Origin of the sequence: Streptomyces sp. CGMCC 4.7035 (assembly GCF_031583065.1) — a bacterium.
GTDB classification, from domain to species: domain Bacteria; phylum Actinomycetota; class Actinomycetes; order Streptomycetales; family Streptomycetaceae; genus Streptomyces; species Streptomyces yaanensis.
In genome coordinates this window covers 1,842,366-1,862,666 of sequence record NZ_CP134053.1, presented here as the reverse complement: position 1 = coordinate 1,862,666, position 20,301 = coordinate 1,842,366, and the positions used below count along the sequence as shown (strand labels likewise).

The 20,301-nt window shown below is 69.6% G+C and carries 18 protein-coding genes; 12 read left to right on the top strand and 6 right to left on the bottom strand.

From position 1 onward, the window contains the following. Window positions 1–309 precede the first annotated feature (309 nt). The 8 genes from Q2K21_RS07805 (at window position 310) to Q2K21_RS07770 (ending at window position 11,020) form a co-directional block, all read left to right on the top strand. Window positions 310–4,287 (top strand): nitrate- and nitrite sensing domain-containing protein, encoded by a 3,978-nt coding sequence (locus tag Q2K21_RS07805; protein WP_310767568.1) that lies wholly within the window; start codon window positions 310–312, stop codon window positions 4,285–4,287. A gap of 9 nt (window positions 4,288–4,296) precedes the next feature. Next, the gene (locus Q2K21_RS07800; RefSeq protein WP_037624995.1) at window positions 4,297–4,710 is read left to right on the top strand and encodes a roadblock/LC7 domain-containing protein; all 414 of its coding nucleotides are present in this window, start codon (window positions 4,297–4,299) and stop codon (window positions 4,708–4,710) included. Between the two features lie 111 nt (window positions 4,711–4,821). Then, complete coding sequence (locus Q2K21_RS07795; protein WP_019058642.1) at window positions 4,822–5,220, top strand: DUF742 domain-containing protein; 399 nt, start codon at window positions 4,822–4,824, stop codon at window positions 5,218–5,220. Then, complete coding sequence (locus tag Q2K21_RS07790; RefSeq protein ID WP_310767561.1) at window positions 5,201–5,776, top strand: GTP-binding protein; 576 nt, start codon at window positions 5,201–5,203, stop codon at window positions 5,774–5,776. The genes Q2K21_RS07795 and Q2K21_RS07790 overlap by 20 nt, the downstream gene beginning before the upstream one ends. Window positions 5,777–6,142: 366 nt before the next feature. Next, window positions 6,143–9,349 carry a sensor histidine kinase gene (locus Q2K21_RS07785; RefSeq protein WP_310767559.1) on the top strand — a complete coding sequence of 1,069 codons (3,207 nt, stop codon included), beginning with the start codon at window positions 6,143–6,145 and terminating at the stop codon, window positions 9,347–9,349. Between the two features lie 10 nt (window positions 9,350–9,359). Then, window positions 9,360–9,773, top strand: a complete 414-nt coding sequence (locus tag Q2K21_RS07780; protein ID WP_033321188.1) for a roadblock/LC7 domain-containing protein — start codon at window positions 9,360–9,362, stop codon at window positions 9,771–9,773. A gap of 100 nt (window positions 9,774–9,873) precedes the next feature. After that, window positions 9,874–10,458, top strand: coding sequence for a DUF742 domain-containing protein (locus Q2K21_RS07775; RefSeq protein ID WP_310767550.1), 585 nt, complete (start codon window positions 9,874–9,876; stop codon window positions 10,456–10,458). Then, a complete protein-coding gene (locus Q2K21_RS07770; protein ID WP_071369867.1) occupies window positions 10,439–11,020 on the top strand; it encodes a GTP-binding protein in 582 nt (193 codons plus the stop codon). The genes Q2K21_RS07775 and Q2K21_RS07770 overlap by 20 nt, the downstream gene beginning before the upstream one ends. Window positions 11,021–11,267: 247 nt before the next feature. Here the strand turns inward: Q2K21_RS07770 and Q2K21_RS07765 are convergent, their stop codons facing one another. Together Q2K21_RS07765 and Q2K21_RS07760 are read right to left on the bottom strand one after the other, a co-directional pair. Continuing rightward, a complete protein-coding gene (locus tag Q2K21_RS07765; RefSeq protein ID WP_310767540.1) occupies window positions 11,268–11,462 on the bottom strand; it encodes an acyl-CoA carboxylase subunit epsilon in 195 nt (64 codons plus the stop codon). A gap of 57 nt (window positions 11,463–11,519) precedes the next feature. After that, the gene (locus Q2K21_RS07760; RefSeq protein WP_310767538.1) at window positions 11,520–13,112 is read right to left on the bottom strand and encodes an acyl-CoA carboxylase subunit beta; all 1,593 of its coding nucleotides are present in this window, start codon (window positions 13,110–13,112) and stop codon (window positions 11,520–11,522) included. A gap of 431 nt (window positions 13,113–13,543) precedes the next feature. Between Q2K21_RS07760 and Q2K21_RS07755 the strand changes: the two genes are divergently transcribed. Further along, a complete protein-coding gene (locus tag Q2K21_RS07755; RefSeq protein ID WP_310767535.1) occupies window positions 13,544–14,158 on the top strand; it encodes a YceI family protein in 615 nt (204 codons plus the stop codon). Window positions 14,159–14,246: 88 nt separating this feature from the next. Here Q2K21_RS07755 and Q2K21_RS07750 read toward each other — a convergent pair whose 3' ends face one another. Further along, window positions 14,247–14,831, bottom strand: coding sequence for a YdeI/OmpD-associated family protein (locus tag Q2K21_RS07750; RefSeq protein ID WP_310767532.1), 585 nt, complete (start codon window positions 14,829–14,831; stop codon window positions 14,247–14,249). Between the two features lie 37 nt (window positions 14,832–14,868). Then, window positions 14,869–15,321 (bottom strand): ATP-binding protein, encoded by a 453-nt coding sequence (locus Q2K21_RS07745; protein WP_310767529.1) that lies wholly within the window; start codon window positions 15,319–15,321, stop codon window positions 14,869–14,871. Between the two features lie 113 nt (window positions 15,322–15,434). Here Q2K21_RS07745 and Q2K21_RS07740 point away from each other — a divergent pair, with 113 nt between their 5' ends. Further along, complete coding sequence (locus tag Q2K21_RS07740) at window positions 15,435–16,256, top strand: helix-turn-helix domain-containing protein (RefSeq protein WP_310767526.1); 822 nt, start codon at window positions 15,435–15,437, stop codon at window positions 16,254–16,256. Next, a complete protein-coding gene (locus Q2K21_RS07735; RefSeq protein WP_310767523.1) occupies window positions 16,256–16,462 on the top strand; it encodes a DUF397 domain-containing protein in 207 nt (68 codons plus the stop codon). Before Q2K21_RS07740 ends, Q2K21_RS07735 begins: the two co-directional genes overlap by 1 nt. A 48-nt stretch (window positions 16,463–16,510) precedes the next feature. Here the strand turns inward: Q2K21_RS07735 and Q2K21_RS07730 are convergent, their stop codons facing one another. Then, window positions 16,511–17,869, bottom strand: coding sequence for a pseudouridine synthase family protein (locus Q2K21_RS07730; protein WP_310767520.1), 1,359 nt, complete (start codon window positions 17,867–17,869; stop codon window positions 16,511–16,513). A 179-nt stretch (window positions 17,870–18,048) separates the two neighbouring features. On the opposite strand from Q2K21_RS07730, the gene Q2K21_RS07725 reads away from it, so the two are divergent. Further along, complete coding sequence (locus Q2K21_RS07725) at window positions 18,049–18,537, top strand: hypothetical protein (protein WP_310767517.1); 489 nt, start codon at window positions 18,049–18,051, stop codon at window positions 18,535–18,537. Between the two features lie 16 nt (window positions 18,538–18,553). Here Q2K21_RS07725 and cimA read toward each other — a convergent pair whose 3' ends face one another. Then, window positions 18,554–20,158 carry a citramalate synthase gene (cimA, locus tag Q2K21_RS07720; protein WP_310767515.1) on the bottom strand — a complete coding sequence of 535 codons (1,605 nt, stop codon included), beginning with the start codon at window positions 20,156–20,158 and terminating at the stop codon, window positions 18,554–18,556. Window positions 20,159–20,301 lie beyond the last annotated feature (143 nt).

The following is a 20,301-nucleotide window of genomic DNA, read 5'->3' as shown; positions in this document are numbered from 1 at the left end:
GCATACGCCCGTTATGTACGAGCTCACTCTCTACGTCTCGTGACGCACCCCTCACAAGGTGTCACCAAGGTCACAGGCTGGTCTGTTGGCCTTGTTGGAGATCCGGCACTGTGCTGGAATTCCACGGACCGCCGCGGGATCGCACCGGCGCGCAAGGGCGCAAACAGCGCCGAGCAGCGGCGGTGAGGGGGGAGCCTGCGCCGGTCACTCACGACCACCAGGGGAGCGCATTCAGGGCGCCCCTCTACTACGCCGACACCGTCCCTCCGTTCACGCGGAGGGGCGCCTGGTCCAGAGGTTGCGACGCTAGTGCAGGGACGTTTCAAGAGGGATGGCAGCGCTTCGGCGGAGCCGGAGCCGCACGGCGGGACCGACCGCGGTTCCTCGCCCCAGCACGCCCAGAACCCGGGACCGGCACCGTCCGGTGGCGTCGCCGAGCGTCCCGGGCGCACCGGCGTGCCCGCGGCCCCCACACCGCCCTCGGCACCCACCCCACCCAAGACCACCGCTCCGGTCGGGCCCGGCCCGCGAATAGCACTGCGGAACTGGCGCATCTCGACGCGTCTGGTCTCGCTGCTCGCGCTCCCCGTGGTCGCCGCCACCTCGCTCGGTGCCCTGCGCATCAGCGACAACGTGGACCAGATCCAGCAGCTCGACAACATGAAGCTGCTGACGGAGATGACCAAGCAGGCCACGCAGCTGGCCCAGGCGCTCCAGGAGGAGCGCGACCAGTCCGCCGGACCGCTCTCCCACGGCGCGTCGGCGTCCGACTACACGGTCAAGGGCGTCCGCGACAGGACCAACCGCGCCAGGCAGAGCTTCCTCGAGGGCGCCCAGCAGGTGGACGACTCCGCCAGCAGCGGCGACCTCACCGGCGTCACCGAGAGCCTCACCGGCATCGCCAGCGAGCTGTCGAACCTCAGCGCCATCCGGTCCAGCGCCTTCAAGGACTCGAAGAACTCCACGCAGACGGTCGAGGCGTACCACCGCCTGATCACCGGACTGCTCAGCCTCTCCCAGGACATGGCGGAGGCCACCAGCAACCCGGAGATGATCTCGCGCACCCGCGCCCTGGCGGCCTTCTCCACCGCCAAGGAGTACGCATCGGTGCAGCGCGCGGTCATCGCGGCGGCCCTGCCGGCGAGCAACACCACGCCCGGCGACCTCTCCGAGAACGACCGTCAGTACGCCCTCTCCGCCCTGGACAGCCAGGAGTCGGAACTGGAGAGCTTCCGGGGCATCTACGGCGACGGCGCCGAGCAGCTGACGAAGCCGGTCGACCAGGGCAGCCCGACGATCGAGGCCGCCAACAAGTACGCCGACCGAGTCCTCAAGAGCTCGGCCGGCATGAAGAGCCAGGACAAGCGCTCGTACAAGGACTGGGTCGACGACGACTCGGCCAAGATCGAGCAGATGCGCAAGATCGAGGGAACGCTCCTCGAAGAGATGGAGCAGAAGGCCCGCGAGCTGCGCAGCGCCTCCGAGCGCGAGGCGATCATCTCCGGTGCGCTGATCCTGCTCGTCCTCGGCGTCTCCCTCGTCGGCGCCTTCGTCGTGGCCCGGTCCATGATCCGCTCGCTGCGCCGGCTCCAGGAGACCGCGACCAAGGTCGCCCAGGACCGCCTGCCCGAGCTGGTCAAGCAGCTGTCCGAGTCCGACCCGCAGGACGTCGACACGTCCGTGGAATCGGTCGGTGTGCACTCCCGGGACGAGATCGGCCAGGTGGCCGCGGCCTTCGACGACGTGCACCGCGAGGCGGTCCGCCTCGCCGCCGAGCAGGCCCTGCTGCGGGGCAACGTCAACGCGATGTTCACCAACCTCTCGCGCCGCTCCCAGGGTCTTATCCAGCGCCAGCTGTCGCTGATCTCCGAGCTGGAGTCCCGCGAGGCCGACCCGGACCAGCTGTCCTCGCTGTTCAAGCTCGACCACCTCGCGACGCGTATGCGCCGTAACGGTGAAAACCTCCTCGTTCTCGCCGGTGAAGAACCCGGCCGTCGCTGGACCCGCCCGGTCCCGCTGGTCGACGTGCTCCGCGCCGCCGCGTCCGAGGTGGAGCAGTACGAGCGCATCGAGCTGGCCGCGGTCCCGACCACCGAGGTCGCCGGCCGCGTCGTCAACGACCTCGTGCACCTCCTCGCCGAGCTGCTCGAGAACGCCACCTCTTTCTCCTCACCGCAGACCAAGGTCAAGGTCACCGGTCACGCCCTGCCCGACGGCCGCGTGCTGATCGAGATCCACGACACCGGTATCGGCCTCTCCCCCGAGGACCTCGCGGCGATCAACGAGCGGCTCGCCGCGCCGCCCACCGTGGACGTCTCCGTCTCCCGCCGCATGGGCCTCTTCGTGGTCGGTCGTCTGTCGCAGCGCCACGGCATCCGCATCCAGCTGCGCCCGTCCGACTCCGGTGGTACGACCGCGCTGGTCATGCTCCCGGTCGATGTCGCCCAGGGCGGCAAGAAGCCCACTCCGGGCAAGCCGGGCCAGGGCGCCCCGCAGAGCGGCGGTCCCGCCGCCGCGCAGGCCGCCGCCGGCGTGGCCGCGGCTCGTCGCCAGGCCCAGCAGAGCGGTTCGTCCTTCGGTACCGGTTCGACCGGTGGCCCGGGCCTCGGCGCCGCCCCGCAGCGCGGGCAGGTGGGTGCCGGTCAGGGTCCGCGCGCCGCGCTGCCTGGCAGTGGTCAGGGCGGCCGTCCCGGCGCCCCGCGCGGTCCGCAGGGCCCCGCCGCCCCGCAGCAGGGCCGGCCGGCTCCGGCGGGCGCGGGTGCCGGTGCCGGCGCCTTCGGACAGGGCGGTCCCCAGGGACTGCAAGGGGCCCAGGCCTTCCAGGACACGGGCTCCCGCCAGGGCGGCTTCGGCGACGGCGGCTCGGGCACGCGCCAGGGCGGCTTCGGCGACGGCGGCGCCCCCACGGCCGTACCACCGCAGTCGCAGCAGCAGCCCAAGGAGGGCCGTGGCCGGCGTCGGCCGCAGCTCCCCGGCCGCGGCGGCGCGCGGGCCGAACTGCCCGGTGGTAACCCACAGCAGCGCACGCCGAGCTGGAGCGACGAGAACGCGCAGCCGTCGGTGCCGCGCGCCTCGCTGGACACCCCGCGCGGCCACGAGGAGCCGGACGCCCTGTCCACGACCTCGCCGATGCCCCGCATCGACGACCGCCAGGGCCCGGCCTCGACCTCGGAGTTCCCGCGACCGGACTTCAACGACCCGCGCCCCGGCGCGGGCGCGCAGGACAACGGCGGCCAGTTCGTCCGCTCGGACATCTTCGGCAGCGCCAACCAGGGCGGCTCGACGGGCCAGTTCCCGGCGCCCAGCCACGTCCAGAACACGGGTCAGTTCCCGGCGCCCGGCCACGTCCAGGACACGGGCCAGTTCCCGGCGCCCGGCCACGTCCAGGACACGGGGCAGTTCCCCGCGGTCGGACGCGGTCAGGACACGGGGCAGTTCCCCGCGGTCGGACGCGGTCAGGACACGGGGCAGTTCCCCGCGGCCGGCCACGTCCAGAACACGGGCCAGTTCCCGGCGGTCGGCCACGTCCAGAACACGGGCCAGTTCCCGGCGGTCGGACGCGGTCAGGACACGGGGCAGTTCCCCGCGGCCGGCCACGTCCAGAACACGGGCCAGTTCCCGACGCCCGGCCACGCCCAGGACCCGTCCTCCACCGGTCAGTTCGCCGCGCAGGGCTACAACGGTTCCGGCACGGGCCAGTTCGCCGCGCCGGGCTACGGAAACCACCAGGACCCCTCCTCCACCGGCCAGTTCGAGCGGCCGCAGGTGGGCGGCGACGGCTACGGCGCCTCCCGGCCGCCGGCCCCACAGCCTCCGCGTCGTCAGGAGCCCGAGGCGCTGCCGCCGGCGGCGAACCCCGGCGACGGACGTACGCCGCTGTTCGACACGCTCGAGACCAACTGGTTCCGTGGCGGCCAACAGCAGGGCAACGGCTCCGCGCCGCAGGCCCCGCAGCAGCAGGCCCCCGCGGCTCACCAGCGTCCGGCCGCCAACGCGGCCTGGCGCACCTCGCCCAACGACGAGCTCGTCCGCCAGGCCGAGCGCGTGCGGCAGCCCGCCGCGGGCGGCATCACCACCTCCGGCCTGCCGCGCCGGGTGCCCCGGGCGAACCTCGTTCCGGGCACGGCTCAGCAGCAACAGCACCACGCCGGTCCGCAGGTCTCGCGTGCGCCTGATGACGTACGCGGCCGGCTGACCAATCTCCGTCGGGGTATCGCGCAGGGTCGCCAGGCCGGTACAGGCCAGACCGGCAGCTTCCCGAGCCCCACTCACCAGCAGGAGCGTTAGTTGAGCCAGATGAGCCAAGCGGCACAGAACCTCAACTGGTTGATCACCAACTTCGTGGACAACACCCCTGGGGTGTCCCACACCGTCGTCGTGTCCGCCGACGGACTCCTTCTGGCGATGTCCGAAGGCTTCCCGCGCGACCGCGCCGACCAGCTCGCGGCCGTGGCCTCGGGCCTCACCTCGCTGACGGCCGGGGCTTCCCGGATCTTCGAGGGCGGCAGCGTGGCGCAGACGGTCGTCGAGATGGAACGCGGCTTCCTGTTCCTGATGTCCGTCTCCGACGGCTCGTCGCTCGCCGTACTCTCCCACCCGGAGTGCGACATCGGCCTCGTCGGCTACGAGATGGCACTCCTGGTCGACCGCGCAGGCGCGGTCCTCACGCCCGACCTGCGGGCCGAGCTCCAAGGCAGTCTGCTTCACTGATCGTCCGCTGCACCACCCCCCTCACCAAAACACCGTCCGGCCGCCACAATCCCCCCACCGGCCATGACAGATGGCACGACTGACCTACTTGCTGTCCCGCCCGGAGGATTCATGACCCCGCCCACCGCCTCTCATGATCCGTACGCGGAGCCGTACGGGGATGAGGGCGACCAGCCGCTGGTACGTCCGTATGCGATGACCGGCGGCCGGACCCGGCCGCGCTACCAGCTCGCCATCGAGGCGCTGATCAGCACGACGGCCGACCCGGCAGCGCTCATGGGGCTGCTCCCGGAGCACCAGCGGATCTGCCACCTGTGCCGTGAGGTGAAGTCGGTGGCAGAGGTGTCGGCGCTCCTCGCCATGCCGCTCGGCGTGGCACGGATCCTCGTCGCGGACCTCGCGGAAGCCGGTCTCGTCGCGATCCACCAGCCGGGTGGCGACGAGAACAACGGCGGCGCGCCGGACGTGACACTGCTCGAAAGGGTGCTCAGTGGACTTCGCAAGCTCTGACGGAGGGCGGGCGACCACCTCCGCGAAGATCGTGGTGGCGGGTGGGTTCGGCGTCGGCAAGACCACGTTCGTGGGTGCCGTCTCCGAGATCAACCCGCTGCGCACGGAGGCCGTCATGACGTCCGCGTCCGCGGGCATCGACGACCTCACCCACACCGGGGACAAGACCACCACCACGGTGGCCATGGACTTCGGCCGTATCACCCTGGACCAGGACCTGATCCTGTACCTGTTCGGCACGCCCGGTCAGGACCGCTTCTGGTTCATGTGGGACGACCTGGTCCGCGGCGCCATCGGCGCGGTGGTCCTGGTCGACACGCGCCGCCTGGCCGACTGCTTCCCCGCGGTCGACTACTTCGAGAACAGCGGTCTGCCGTTCGTCGTCGCGCTCAACGGCTTCGACGGGCACCAGCCCTACGCGCCCGAAGAAGTGCGGGAGGCACTCCAGATCGGTCCGGACGCGCCGATCATCACCACGGACGCCCGCCACCGCACGGACGCCAAGAGTGCGCTGATCACGCTCGTCGAACATGCCCTCATGGCACGCCTGCGGTAGATCAAATAGGCGGCGCCATACGGCAGTTGTCGTAGATATGCCGGAGCCGGCTGTGGCGTTTGACACGGTCGGCCCCGGTGTTCATAACGTTTCGACAGAGAAATCCGGTGGTATCGCAACGCGTCGCGGTCGTTCGGTCTCGCTGCGCTCACAAAGGCCCCGTCTTTTGGCGGGGCTCGCTCTTTATGACCGTTTTATGTGTGGCCCCCAGCACCGGAATCCTTCATTCCGAGTGTTTGGAATCGCGCAGGCTGACGTGCTGGAATGCCTGAACTGCCCAGTAGTCAATGACGTACTTGTCGGCGACAGGGCTCAGGAGACACCGCGGCACGACGTAGGTGCCGTCGCCGAGAGGTTGTTGGTCGAGTGAGGCGAAGCAAGAAAGGCCCCGAGCCTTCGGCGCGGGGCAACTTCACCCCGCCGCCGCGCGGAGCGGCACCCGCACACGTGCCCGGCCCGGAGCCGACGGCCCTCCCGTCCAGCGGTGGCCGCCTCTCCCCGCGCAACTGGCGCGTGCCGACCAGGCTGAACGCGATCCTGCTCATACCCGCGCTGGTCGGCCTGGTCATGGGCGGCTTCCAGGTAAGGAGCTCGATCAACACCTGGCAGGAGGCCCGGGACGCGGAGAAGGTCGCGAAGATCGTATCCGCGGCGAGCGACTACGCCGAGGCCCTCCTCAACGAGCGCGATGTCTCCGCGCAGCCGTTGCTGAACGGCGACCGGAACGACTCGGCCGTCAAGCAGGCCCGGGCCGTCACCGACCAGAAGGCCGACGCGTTCCACAAGGAAGTCGTCGGAATGCCCGCCGAGCAGGGACTGGCGCGCCGACTCGACCTGGTGGTGAAGGCCGAGCCCCAGTTGGAGAAGATCCGCCAGGCGGCGTACACCAAGGCCATGGACCCGGTCCAGACCGAAGAGGGCTACGTCACCGTCGAGCACCTGCTGATGGAGTTCTCGAACGAGCTGGGCCTCGGCACCGGGAACATCACCGCGTACGGCCGCACGGTGTACGCCCTCGCCCTCGCCAAGGGCGCCGAGTCGCTCCAGCGCTCCATAGGCATGCACCTGCTGGTCAAGCCCAGCACCGACACGAAGACCTACGCGCGACAGGTCACCGCCTTCACCTCGTACGCGTACCTGGAGAACGTCGCTCTGCAGGAGTACGTCTCCGGCGGCACCGAGAAGGACGCCGCCCGCCTCATCGAGGTGATGCAGCAGAAGACGGAAGAGGGCAAGAAGCAGCTCGCCGACGCCCAGGCCAAGGCCCAGGCCGCCGGTCAGACCGTCGTGACCCCGCCGGCGATGGACAAGATGATCCAGGCGATCGGCAGCGCCAAGACGCCCTCCGAACTCGCGCAGCTCGGCATCACCCCGTCCTCATGGATGGCGGTCTCCAGCCTGAAGTTCCAGGGATACAGCCAGGTGGAGAAGGAACTGATCAACCGCGCCGTCGACGACGCCGGCCAGATCGCCTCCGACGCCCAGCGCAACGCCTACATCAACGGCGCCATCGTCGTCGTCGCCCTGCTCGCCGCCTTCATCATCGCCGGTCTCATGGCCCGCCAGATGAGCCGCTCGATGCGCCAGCTGCGCAACGCCGCCTTCGGCGTCGCCGAGCAGCGCCTGCCGATGCTCGTCGACCAGCTCTCGCGCACCGACCCGGGCCGCGTCGACACCCGCGTCGCACCCATCCCGATCTCCTCCAGGGACGAGATCGGCGAGGTCGCCCGCGCCTTCGACCAGGTCCACCGCGAGGCCGTCCGGCTCGCCGCCGAGCAGGCCCTGCTGCGGGGCAACATCAACGCGATCTTCACCAACCTCTCGCGCCGCAACCAGTCGCTGATCGAGGGCCAGCTGACCCTGATCACCGACCTGGAGAACAACGAGGCCGACCCGGACCAGCTGGAGAACCTCTTCCGCCTGGACCACCTCGCGACCCGTATGCGCCGCAACGGCGAGAACCTCCTGGTCCTCGCGGGCGAGGAGCCCGGCCGCCGCTGGGACCAGCCCGTCCCCCTCGTGGACGTCCTGCGCGCCGCCTCCTCCGAGGTGGAGCAGTACGAGCGCATCGAGCTGTCCGGTGTCCCGGAGGCCGAGATCCACGGCCGCGCCGTGACCGACCTCGTGCACCTGCTCGCCGAGCTGCTGGAGAACGCCACGACGTTCTCCTCGCCGCAGACCAAGGTGCGTGTCACCGCGACCCGTCTGCCCGACGGCCGCGTCATGGTCGAGATCCACGACAAGGGCATCGGCCTCACGGCCGAGGACTTCGCGGACATCAACCACAAGCTGGCCAACCCGCCGACCGTGGACGCCGCGATCTCGCAGCGCATGGGCCTGTTCGTGGTCGGCCGGCTGTCCGACCGGCACGGCATCCGGGTCCAGCTGCGCCCCTCCGGCGAGCAGGCCGGCACCACCTCGCTGGTCATGCTCCCGGACGCCATCACCCACGGCGGTGGCGGCGAACAGCCGCTGGAGCGCAACGACTTCACCGTTTCGCAGATCATCCCGGAGCAGTCCTTCCAGGGCGAGAGCTTCGCCGGACAGCCGATGCGGACGGCGGCGGAGCTCGGCTTCGACGACAGCCGCTACACCGAGGTCCCGGACGACATCCGGGACCTGGACCCCGTCGGCCGCTCGCTGATGCGCGAGGAGCGCCGTGCGGCCCTGGAGGCCCAGACGCACGACCCCGGCCACCAGCAGGAGGCCCAGGAGACCGCTCCGTCGTACCAGGACGGGTTCGAGGCGCAGCAGCCCGCGTACGACAACGGGCAGGGCGCCTACGATGAACAGCGGGCGGCGTACGACCAGCAGACCGGTTACGACCAGCAGACGGCGTACGGCGAGCCGCAGCAGCCTGCGTACGAGGAGCCGTACTTCGCGTCCAACGGCTCAGTGCCGCAGGGCGACGGCTTCCCGGCCGACGGCGGCTACCCGGAGCCGGCCTATGCGGAGCCGGGCCAGGAGAACCGTGCGGCGGCCCAGGCCACCGCTTCGGAGACGTTCTCGGCCTTCGACGAGTCGTCCTACCAGGATGACTGGCCGAAGCAGGACGAGTACCAGAACGCCTACCGCGCCGATTACGCTCCGGAAACGGAATCCGTGCAGGCCGCTGACGTGAGTGAGCGGGACCGCGTAGGCTTCGATCGTCCGGGGTCGGCCCCCGCTGCCCACGAGATGACCGACGCCGGACTGCCCCGCCGCGGTTCCACCGCGAGCGGCGCCACCGGCCGACCGCGGTCCGTGCCGCAGGAGCCGCCGGCGGCCACGGAGTCGGGCGACGACTGGCGCTCCGCGAACGACCAGCGGTGGCAGCAGGCGTCGTCGCTCCGGAAGCCCAAGGCGGGCGGGGTCACCTCTTCCGGACTGCCTCGACGGGTACCCAAGGCGAACCTGATCGAGGGCGCCGCGGAGACGACCCCGCAGGGAGGCCCACAGGTCTCCCGTGCCCCGGAGGATGTCCGGGGCAGGCTGAGCAACCTGCGTCGAGGTGTCCAACGCGGACGCAACGCAGGCAGTGAAACGAACGGCCAGGGCTTCGGTCCTGACAGCACCTACAACCAGGAGCGTTAGTGTGAGCCCGATGAGCCAGGCGGCACAGAACCTGAACTGGTTGATCACCAACTTCGTGGACAACACCCCGGGGGTGTCCCACACGGTGGTGGTCTCCGCCGACGGACTCCTTCTGGCGATGTCCGAAGGCTTTCCGCGTGACCGCGCCGATCAGCTGGCGGCCGTCGCCTCCGGTCTGACCTCGCTGACCGCGGGTGCCTCCCGCATCTTCGAGGGTGGCAGTGTGAACCAGACGGTTGTGGAGATGGAGCGGGGATTCCTCTTCATCATGTCCATCTCCGACGGTTCGTCGCTCGCTGTTCTCGCACACCCGGAGGCCGATATCGGCCTGGTTGGGTACGAGATGGCGCTTCTGGTGGACCGTGCCGGCACGGTTCTGACTCCGGACCTTCGTGCGGAGCTCCAGGGAAGCCTTCTCAACTAATAGTCAGACGGTGCGTATTGGCGTCCCGGGGCCGTAAGGTTTCGGGACGCGGCTTCCACGGCGATGGGTGCCCGGCACAGTCAGAGGAGGAGGAGAGAAAGTGGCAACACCCCCAGGCGGTCATCCCGCCGGCAATTGGTCCTATGGTCCTGGCCAGGGCCCGGGACAGGGTGAGCAGAACCGGTACAACTTCCCCTCCGCACCGAGCCACCGGCAACAGCCGTACGCGCCCCAGGGCCCGCAGGGCCCCGGTCCGTCGCCGTACGACCAGCCGGCGGCACCGCGCATCCAGCCCGTGCAGCCGCAGCGCCGCGCTCCCGAGCCGGCGCCCGCGGGGTCGTCGAACAACCCCCTGGTGCGTCCGTACGCCATGACAGGCGGCCGTACCAGGCCGCGCTACCAGCTCGCCATCGAGGCGCTGGTGCACACCACCGCGCAGCCGCACCAGATGCAGGGCCAGCTGCCCGAGCATCAGCGGATCTGCAACCTCTGCCGGGAAATCAAGTCGGTGGCCGAGATCTCGGCGCTCCTGACGATCCCTCTCGGCGTGGCCAGGATCCTCGTCGCCGACTTGGCGGAGGCGGGCCTGGTCGCCATCCATCAGCCCGGCGGCGACGAGAACGCCGGCGGCCAGCCAGACGTGACACTGCTCGAAAGGGTGCTCAGTGGACTTCGCAAGCTCTAGCGGCGGTCCTTCCCGCTCCACCACCTCCGCGAAGATCGTGGTGGCGGGCGGCTTCGGCGTGGGCAAGACCACGTTCGTGGGTGCCGTCTCGGAGATCAATCCGCTGCGCACCGAGGCCGTCATGACGTCTGCTTCGGCAGGCATCGACGACCTCACCCACACCGGGGACAAGACCACCACCACGGTGGCCATGGACTTCGGCCGTATCACCCTGGACCAGGACCTGATCCTGTACCTGTTCGGCACGCCCGGCCAGGACCGCTTCTGGTTCATGTGGGACGACCTGGTCCGCGGCGCCATCGGCGCCATCGTCCTGGTCGACACCCGCCGCCTGGCCGACTGCTTCCCCGCGGTCGACTACTTCGAGAACAGCGGTCTGCCGTTCGTCATCGCCCTCAACGGCTTCGACGGCAACCAGCCGTACCAGCCGGACGAGGTCCGCGAGGCCCTGCAGATCGGCCCGGACACCCCGATCATCACCACGGACGCGCGGCATCGGGCCGATGCGAAGTCGGCGCTCATCACTCTCGTGGAGCACGCGCTGATGGCGCGTCTGCGGTAGGTCTCGACACGAAACGGCCCCTGTGCCCCCTCGGAGGGCACAGGGGCCGTTTCGTTGTGTCAGCCCGCCTTGTCCGCCGCCGCTCGGCGGCGAGCAACCACGACGGCGGAGCACGGCGGAGCACGGCGGAGCACGGCGGAGCACGGCGGAGCCGAACCGGCCGGGCCCCTGTCGCGCGTACGAGTAGGGCCCCCTCCATCGGAGGGGGCCCTACTCGGCGTATCAGCCGCTCAGGCGAGCGCAGCGCCTAGTGCCAGCTGTGCGGGGCGCGGAAGCCGCCCTCGCGCTCCAGGCGGCGCCAGCCGGCCTTGCGGCCGGTGCGGTGGGCCTGGGTGGGCTCGGTGGTGCGGGCGGCAGCGCGGGCCAGCAGGATCGCAGTGATGGCGGCGACTTCCTCGGGCTCGGCGTGGCCCTTCTCGACGCGGATGTCGGGAGTGTTCATGGGTGTCAGTCTCCGTGAGAGAGGTTTCCGCAGAGGTATCGGGGAGAATCCGCTGGGTTACTGCGGGGGGTTGCCGTGCTTGCGGGAGGGCAGGTCCGCGTGCTTGGACTGGAGCATCGCGAGCGACTTGATCAGGACCTCGCGGGTCTCGGCGGGGTCGATGACGTCGTCGACCAGACCGCGCTCGGCCGCGTAGTACGGGTGCATCAGCTCGGACTTGTACTCCTTGACCATCCGCGCCCGCATGGCCTCCGGGTCCTCCGCGTCCGCGATCTGACGGCGGAAGATGACATTGGCCGCGCCTTCCGCGCCCATCACCGCGATCTCGTTGGTCGGCCACGCGAAGGTGAGGTCCGCCCCGATGGACTGGCTGTCCATCACGATGTACGCACCTCCGTACGCCTTGCGCAGGATCAGCGAGATCCGCGGCACCGTCGCGTTGCAGTACGCGTACAGCAGCTTCGCGCCGTGACGGATGATGCCGCCGTGCTCCTGGTCGACGCCGGGAAGGAAACCGGGGACGTCCAGGAACGTCACCAACGGAATGTTAAAAGCGTCACACATCTGGACAAAACGTGCAGCTTTTTCCGACGCCTCGATGTCCAGCACACCGGCCAGCGTCTGCGGCTGGTTGGCGATGATGCCCACCACCTGGCCGTCCAGCCGCGCCAGCGCACAGATGATGTTCCGCGCCCAGCGCTCGTGGACCTCCAGGTACTCGCCGTCGTCGACGATCTCCTCGATCACCTTGGCCATGTCGTACGGCCGGTTGCCGTCCGCCGGGACCAGGTCCAGCAGCACGTCGCTGCGGCGGTCCGCAGCGTCCGAGGACTCCACCCGCGGCGGGTTCTCCCGGTTGTTCTGCGGCAGCAGCGACAGGAGGTAGCGCACCTCGGCGATGCACGTCTCCTCGTCGTCATAGGCGAAGTGGCACACACCGCTGGTCTCGGCGTGCACATCAGCACCGCCCAGACCGTTCTGCGTGATCTCCTCACCGGTCACGGCCTTCACCACGTCCGGCCCGGTGATGAACATCTGCGAGGTGTCGCGGACCATGAACACGAAGTCCGTCAGGGCGGGGCTGTAGGCCGCACCGCCCGCACACGGGCCCAGCATCACCGAGATCTGCGGGATGACCCCGGACGCCCTCGTGTTGCGCTGGAAGATGCCGCCGTAGCCGGCCAGCGCGCTGACGCCCTCCTGGATACGGGCGCCCGCGCCGTCGTTCAGGGAGACCAGCGGCGCACCCGCCGCGATGGCCATGTCCATGATCTTGTGGATCTTCGTGGCGTGGGCCTCGCCCAGCGCGCCGCCGAAGATACGGAAGTCATGGGCGTAGACGAAGACCGTACGGCCCTCCACCGTGCCCCAGCCGGTGATCACACCGTCCGTGTACGGCTTCTTGGCCTCCAGGCCGAACCCGGTCGCCCGGTGCCGGCGCAACTGCTCGACCTCCTGGAACGACCCCGCGTCCAGAAGCAGCTCGATGCGCTCCCGAGCGGTCAGCTTGCCCTTGGCGTGCTGCGCCTCGGTCGCCTTCTCACTCGGCCCGGCCAGGGCCCGCGCACGCAGCTCGTGCAGTTCGGCGACCCGCCCCCGCGCATCCGTGGGCTCGCTCCCGGAATCTACAGCCTCGTCCAAAACGGTCATGTAGCGACCTTACGAAGTCCACCAAGGAAAGAGGGCCGTCGACTCCGTACAGTCTCCGGCCCGTTTTCCTGGTACCACTGAACAGAACCAGACCCCTGTGCAGCCGATCTGACTGCTCGGGGGGCACGGGCCTTGTGGGAGTCTCACAAAGCCGTCAGCCGAGCGCGACCTCGCATTGATGGGTCCCACATGCCATCCCCGGGGTGACACGGAGCCTCGAACGGCGGCCTCGCGGCAACACCGGCGGGACCTTGCCGGACGCCGTGACCCTCATAGTCGATCACTCACAGCGACTCCGACAACACGACGCGGATGATGTTGAAGATTGAACGGAATAGGCTTACAGTCGTCCGTGTTGAGCTCATTAAAGATTCAACAGCTCACCGTCGTGGCTTCACGAGTCCACGAACCGTCCCCCCAAGGAGCACGTCATGGGTCTCTTCAGCCGCAAGAGCAACACCGACACCACTGCCGCCCCGGCTGCCGCCGCTGCGGTGAACCCGGACCTCGCCGCGCTGACCGGCGAGTACACGCTGGACCCGTCCCACACCACGATCGGCTTCGTGGCCCGGCACGCCATGGTCACCAACGTCAAGGGCAACTTCAAGGACTTCACCGGCACGCTGCACCTGGACGGCTCGGCCCCGTCGAAGTCCACGGCCTCCATCGACGTCAAGATGGAGAGCGTCGAGACGGGCTCGGCCGACCGCGACGGCCACCTCAAGAGCTCCGACTTCTTCAAGACCGACGAGCACCCGACGATGACGTTCCGCTCCACCAAGGCGGAGGCCCTCGGCGGCGACGACTACCGGATCACCGGTGACCTGTCGATCATGGGCATCACCAAGCCGCTCACCATCGACCTGGAGTTCAGCGGCGCGGCCAAGGACCCGTTCGGCAACGAGCGAATCGGCTTCGAGGGCAAGGCGGAGATCCTGCGCTCGGAGTGGGGCCTGACCTGGAACGCGGCGCTGGAGACGGGCGGCGTGCTGGTCTCGGACAAGATCAAGCTGGTCTTCGACATCTCGGCGATCAAGCAGGCGTAACCCCGCCGCACCCGCCGCGCGAGCCCCGGCCCGCGTGGCCCCCTGAGCGCGCCCGCCCTCCACTCCCCCGTATCCGGAGGGCGGGCGCTCACGCCTGCGCCGGGCGGCGGCCCACCTCCAGCCGGGCGATCGCCGCGTCCAGCCGGGCGGCCCGGCTCTTCGGCGTGCGGGCCCTGAGCAGCGGAAGTACCAGAAGGTACTGATCCGTCCTGCCAAGCCCGTCGAAGCACTGCTTGGCGCGCGGGCTCCGCTCCAGCGCCGCCGCCAAGTCGTCCGGCACGGTGGCGTTCCTCTGCGACTCGTACGCCGCCGCCCACCGCCCGTCCGCCTCGGCCACCGCGACCTCGGCCAACCCGCCGGGCCGCATCCGTCCGGCGGCGGTGAGCTCCTCGACCCTGCGCACGTTGACCATGGACCACAGGCTCCCGGGCCTGCGCGGGGTGATCTTCTGCAGGAAATACGACGCGTCGAGCCCCCGACGGTGGCCGGTGATCCAGCCATGACAGAGGGCGACGTCGTTGACGTCCCGGGCGGTGACCGAGCGCACCCCCGCCCCCTTCTTCGCGACCTTCACCCATATTCCGGGCTGAGGGGCCGGGCGCGCGGCGAGCCAGGCGTCCAGGTGGGCGGCGGATTCGAAGGCGTGGGGCTCTGTGTCGTCGGGTGAGGTCATGGGGAGACCGTAGGCCGGAAGTAGGTCAGCTTCCGGCCTATACAGGTCGCTCCACATGGTTGGGGAAGTACGTTTCCCGGAAGTACGTTTCCCTTAACTCGCACCACACGATCTTTCCCGGATCCCGATCCTCGACGCCCCACTTGTCCGCGAGTGCGGCGACGAGCAGGAGACCGCGACCGCGTTCCGACTCCGGTGACGTGTCGTCCGGGAGTCCGACCTCGCCGGGGCCGCTGTCGTGGATCTCGATGCGCAGGACGCCGTCGGGGTGCAAGGCCAGGCGCAGGCCGAAGCCTCGGCCGGGCGGTACGCCGTGGAGCAACGCGTTGGTGGCGAGTTCGCTCACGCAGAGCAGTACGTCGTCGCTGCGCTCGGCCACGGCCCAGTCCATGAGCGCCTCGCGGGTGAACTCACGGGCCAGGTGCACCGATCTGCGGTCCCTGCGGTAGAACGCCTCGCGGGTGTGGGGGTGTCGGGGTTGTCCGTTCACGACTCCGACTGTCACAGGGTGTCACTACAGTGGAGCAGTGTGTGAGGTCGTAGTCGTGATTCCTACGAGCTCGCTACGAGGACTTCGTGTGTCTGCGGGGGAAGGGGACCGCCATGCAGTCGGCGAGGAAGCAGCCCAAGAAGGTCGGTTCGTGGCAGGCGGTCGGTGCGCTCGTGGCGCACTTCAGGAGGCAGGCCCGCCATACGCAGGAGCAGTTCGCCGAGTTGGCGAACATTCACGTCGACACGGTGGGATCGATCGAGCAGGGGCGGCTTGCGTTACAGCCGGATCGGGCCGAGCAGTTCGACGAACTGTTGGGTACGGGTGGGGCGTTGGCCGTGCTGGTGGCGAAGATGCCGGTGCGGGAAAGGATGCCGCAGTTCGCCCAAGGGCTCGTCGACATTGAGCAGGAGGCTGTCAGCATTCTCTCGTACGAGACGCAGATGGTTCCTGGCCTCCTCCAGACCGAGGACTACTGCCGCGCTTCCTTCGAATGCCGTTTCCCACGGTTCGAGGACGAGGCGGCAGAACAGTGGGTGGCTTCTCGCATGGAACGGCAAGAGATCTGGCAGCGCAAGCAACCACCATTCGGCCATTTCATCCTGGAGGAGGGCCTTCTGCGAACAGCTCTCGGTGGGCCTGAGATCATGCGCGAGCAGATTCGCAAGCTGCGCGAGTACGGTGACCGCGTCCATATGGGGCTTCAGATCATGCCCTTGGGTCGCGTGCCGCACGCCGGTCTGGCGGGACCCATGTTGCTGTTGGAGACGGCGCACCACGAGCACGCGGTCTACCTGGAGGTGCAGCGCGCGAGCTTCCTGGTCGATGATCCCGACGAGGTGAGCGTTTATCAGCTGAAGTATGGAATGCTGCGGTCACAGGCCCTCTCTCCAGACGAGAGCGCGCGCCTCCTGGACAGACTGCTAGGAGAGTAATGAACACCGCAGCACGACGAAATCTCCCTTCGGACGGCTTGTCGTGGTTCAAGTCCAGTTACAGCAGCAACGAGGGCGGCAACTGCCTCGAAGTCGCCACCACCCCCGCCACCATCCACATCCGCGACTCCAAGACCCCCGCCGGGCCCGTTCTCACAGTCTCCCCAGCCACCTGGAGTGAGTTTCTTGACCGCGTTGCCCGCTGAACGACTCGCGGACGGGGACGTACCCGAAGGCGCGTGAACCCGCCCGGTTCAGAACCCTCCGCCGAAGTCCCCACCACCCCCGCCGAAGTCCCCTCCCCCGCCGTCGCCGAAGCCGCCGCCGAAGTCTCCGGAGTCGAAGTCGGCGCCGGAGGTGTCTCCGCCGTCGTAGCCGTCATAGCCGCCGAAGTCGCCGTACCCGGTGCCGTAGTCGGTCGCGTACGACGGGGTGGCCATCATGCTGCCGAGCAGGGTGCCGACCAGCAGACCGGGCAGCAGGCCGCCGCCGAAGTAGCCGCCCGCCCAGGGGCCGTACGCCGGGCCGGCGTCCCAGTACGGGCGGCGGCCGTAGTCCGTTTCCACCTCGCGGACCATGGGGTCGCGGCCGTCGGCCAGCCGGGCCTGGTCCGCCGCGCAGACCGGGACCTCGCGGGCTGCGCCACCCGGAGGCGTCCAGGTCGCGTCGGCGACGGACGGGCCGTGCCGCGGGTCGAAGAAGCAGGGCGGCCTGCGCTCCGGGAGGGGGCACCCCTCACGGCGGGCGGCGAGCTGCGCGAGCGAGAAGCGGCCGTCCTCCAGGGCCTGGGTCACGGCCTTCACATCCTCCGGCCGCTGTGCCGCCGCCATGGACGACTTCGCCTGCTCGTACGCGTCCAGTGCCCGTTCGTAGTCCGCGCGCATCGCGTCGTCCGCGCCCGGCTCCGCCGGGTGGAAGTCGAGGCGGTCCAGCTCCTCACCGAAGGCGGTGATGTCCTCGTCGACCACGACCCGCAGCTTCTCCAGCGCGGCCCGCTGCTCCTCCTCCCGCCGGCGCCGGGTGCGGCGTACGAGGGTGTAGGCGCCCACGCCCGCGGCCAGGAGCACCGCGCCAACCGTGATCAGCGCGGTGGGTGATGCCATGTTGCTGCCACCCGAGGTACCCCAGCTCGACGGCGCGTGGCCGCCGACGTTGGCGAGGGCGCGGTCGGTGAAGTCGTTCAGCTGGGCCTTGGCGGTCTCCCCCTGGACGCTGCTGACCAGGTTCCGCACGGCGGTGCGGGGCAAGACCGAGGAGTCGGCCCGGGCGTCGAAGCGGTCGCCCAGGCGGATCGCGTACAGGCCGGTGATGCCGGTGGCCGTGCGCAGCTTGGGGAAGAGGTTCTGTGTGGGGTAGCCCGAGGGCAGGACCGCCACGAAGACCGGCTTGTCGGCGCCCTTGATCTTCTTCGCGAGGGCGTCGGCGTCCGGGGCGGGCAGCCTGCCGGAGGCGGCCGGGTCGACGTATACGGGGCTTCTGCGGAGCGCCTCGGCGATGACCGAGACGTCCGTCGCCGCGTACGCGTGGGGCGCGCCGGCTGACAGCACCGTCAGGGCCGCCATGATCAGGGCGACCAGCGGTACCGCGAGTGCTCGCATCAGCGCGGCCTTCATAGTTCGAAACTACCCGAATGCACCCAAAACCGGATGCCGATCCTCAGACGGTCCCCATGGGGGGGCAGTCGGTCCTGTCAGGTGCGGCACCGCAACGCGAGCGAGACCGACCGTTGCTGGAAGATGAGCCGGACCGCCCCCCACCATGGCGGTCGACGAACAGAAGAGGGGCTGCGGGTATGCGACGGACGGTCCTGGCGATGGCCGGGGTGATCGGCGGAATGGCGTTGCTGAGCGGTTGCGGCGCCATGATGCTGCCCTTGGCCGCCGTCTACCGTGATGCCTCGGGCAGCCCGCGGGCGCTGCTGAGACCGTGCGGCGACGATCTCATCCAAGGCCTCGGCCTCACCGGCGCGCCCGCCGAGGACGACTCGGACCGCAACCGCTCCGGCTGGAAGGCTCCCGGCAAGCGGCGTGGCTCCGACGCCGACTTTCCGCTCTTCTCGCCCCCGGAAACCTGGCAGGCCCGCACGGCGGGGAAGCAGCGGCTGGTGTCGGCGTACACGTACGAACTCGCCTTCGGTAAGGGTGAGTTCAACTACGAGTACACCGGCATCGTCACCTTCCGCGCGGCCGATCTCGACCGGCTGGGGCCCGGCCAGGTCTGGGCCGACGACCGTGCCATGAGCCGCGGCGAGTTCGAGAAGCTCGCCGCGGACTCCTGCTGAACCGTCCGTTACTCCGCTACTCCGCCGGCTCCACGCCCGCGCGCAGCAGACCGTACGTGTACGCGTCCTCCAGCGCCTGCCACGACGCCGCGATCACGTTCTCCGCCACGCCCACGGTGGACCACTCGCCCTTGCCGTCCGACGTGGAGATCAGCACGCGCGTCGTGGACTGCGTGCCGTGCTTGCCCTCCAGGATGCGGACCTTGTAGTCCACCAGGTCGAGGGCGGCGAGCTCGGGGTAGATCGTCTCCAGGGCCACGCGCAGGGCGCGGTCCAGGGCGTTGACCGGGCCGTTGCCCTCCGCCGTGGCGACGATGCGCTCGCTCTTGGCCCAGAGCTTGACCGTGGCCTCGTTGGCGTGGGTGCCGTCGGGGCGGTCCTCGACGATCGCCCGCCAGGACTCGGTGCGGAAGTAGCGGAGGGGCTTGCCCGCCACCTCCTCGCGCAGCAGCAGCTCGAACGAGGCGTCCGCCGCTTCGTACGAGTAGCCCTTGAGTTCGCGTTCCTTCACGCGCTCCACGACCCGGCCGACCAGCTCCCGGTCGCCGCCCAGGTCCACGCCCAGTTCCTTGCCCTTGAGCTCCACCGACGCGCGGCCCGCCATGTCGGACACCAGCATCCGCATGGTGTTGCCGACCAGCTCGGGGTCGATGTGCTGGTACAGGTCCGGGTCTACCTTGATGGCCGATGCGTGCAGGCCCGCCTTGTGGGCGAAGGCCGAGACGCCCACGTACGGCTGATGGGTGGAAGGCGTCAGGTTGACGACCTCCGCGATCGCGTGCGAGATGCGCGTCATCTCGCGGAGCCTGCCCTCGGGCAGCACCTTCTTGCCGTACTTCAGTTCCAGGGCCGCCACCACCGGGAACAGGTTCGCGTTGCCCACCCGCTCGCCGTAGCCGTTCGCCGTGCACTGCACATGCGTCGCGCCCGCGTCCACCGCCGCCAGCGTGTTGGCCACCGCGCATCCCGTGTCGTCCTGTGCGTGGATGCCCAGGCGGGCGCCCGTGTCCGCGAGGACCGTCGAGACGACCGCGTGGACCTGCGCCGGGAGCATGCCGCCGTTCGTGTCACAGAGGATGACCACGTCCGCGCCCGCCTCGGCCGCCGTACGGACCACCGCCTTCGCGTACTCGGGGTTCGCCCGGTAGCCGTCGAAGAAGTGCTCGCAGTCCACGAAGACCCGGCGGTTCTGGGACCGCAGGTACGACACCGTGTCGCGGATCATCTCCAGGTTCTCGTCCAGCGTGGTGCGCAGGGCCAGCTCGACGTGGCGGTCGTGGGACTTCGCGACCAGGGTGATCACCGGCGCGCCCGCGTCCAGCAGCGCCTTGACCTGCGGGTCCTCGGCGGCCTTGCCGCCCGCCCGGCGTGTCGCGCCGAAGGCGACCAGTTGGGCGTGCTTGAACTCGATCTCCTGCTGGGCACGGGCGAAGAACTCGGTGTCCCGCGGGTTGGCGCCGGGCCAGCCGCCCTCGATGAAGCCCACGCCGAAGTCGTCCAGGTGCCGTGCGATGGCCAGCTTGTCCGCGACGGTGAGGTTGATGCCCTCGCGCTGCGCGCCGTCACGCAGCGTGGTGTCGAAGACGTGGAACGAGTCGTCGAGCTCGCTGGTTTCCGTCATGGTGTCAAGGCTCCTGTGTTGGATCTCGGTCTACCGGAATGACCGGCTCCACCGTCCCCCCAATGGTCCCTCGCGCTCCCCTCCCGGCTGATGGTGGGCCAGGAAAACGAAAAACCTCTCGCGGGTGCGAGAGGTCTGCGCGC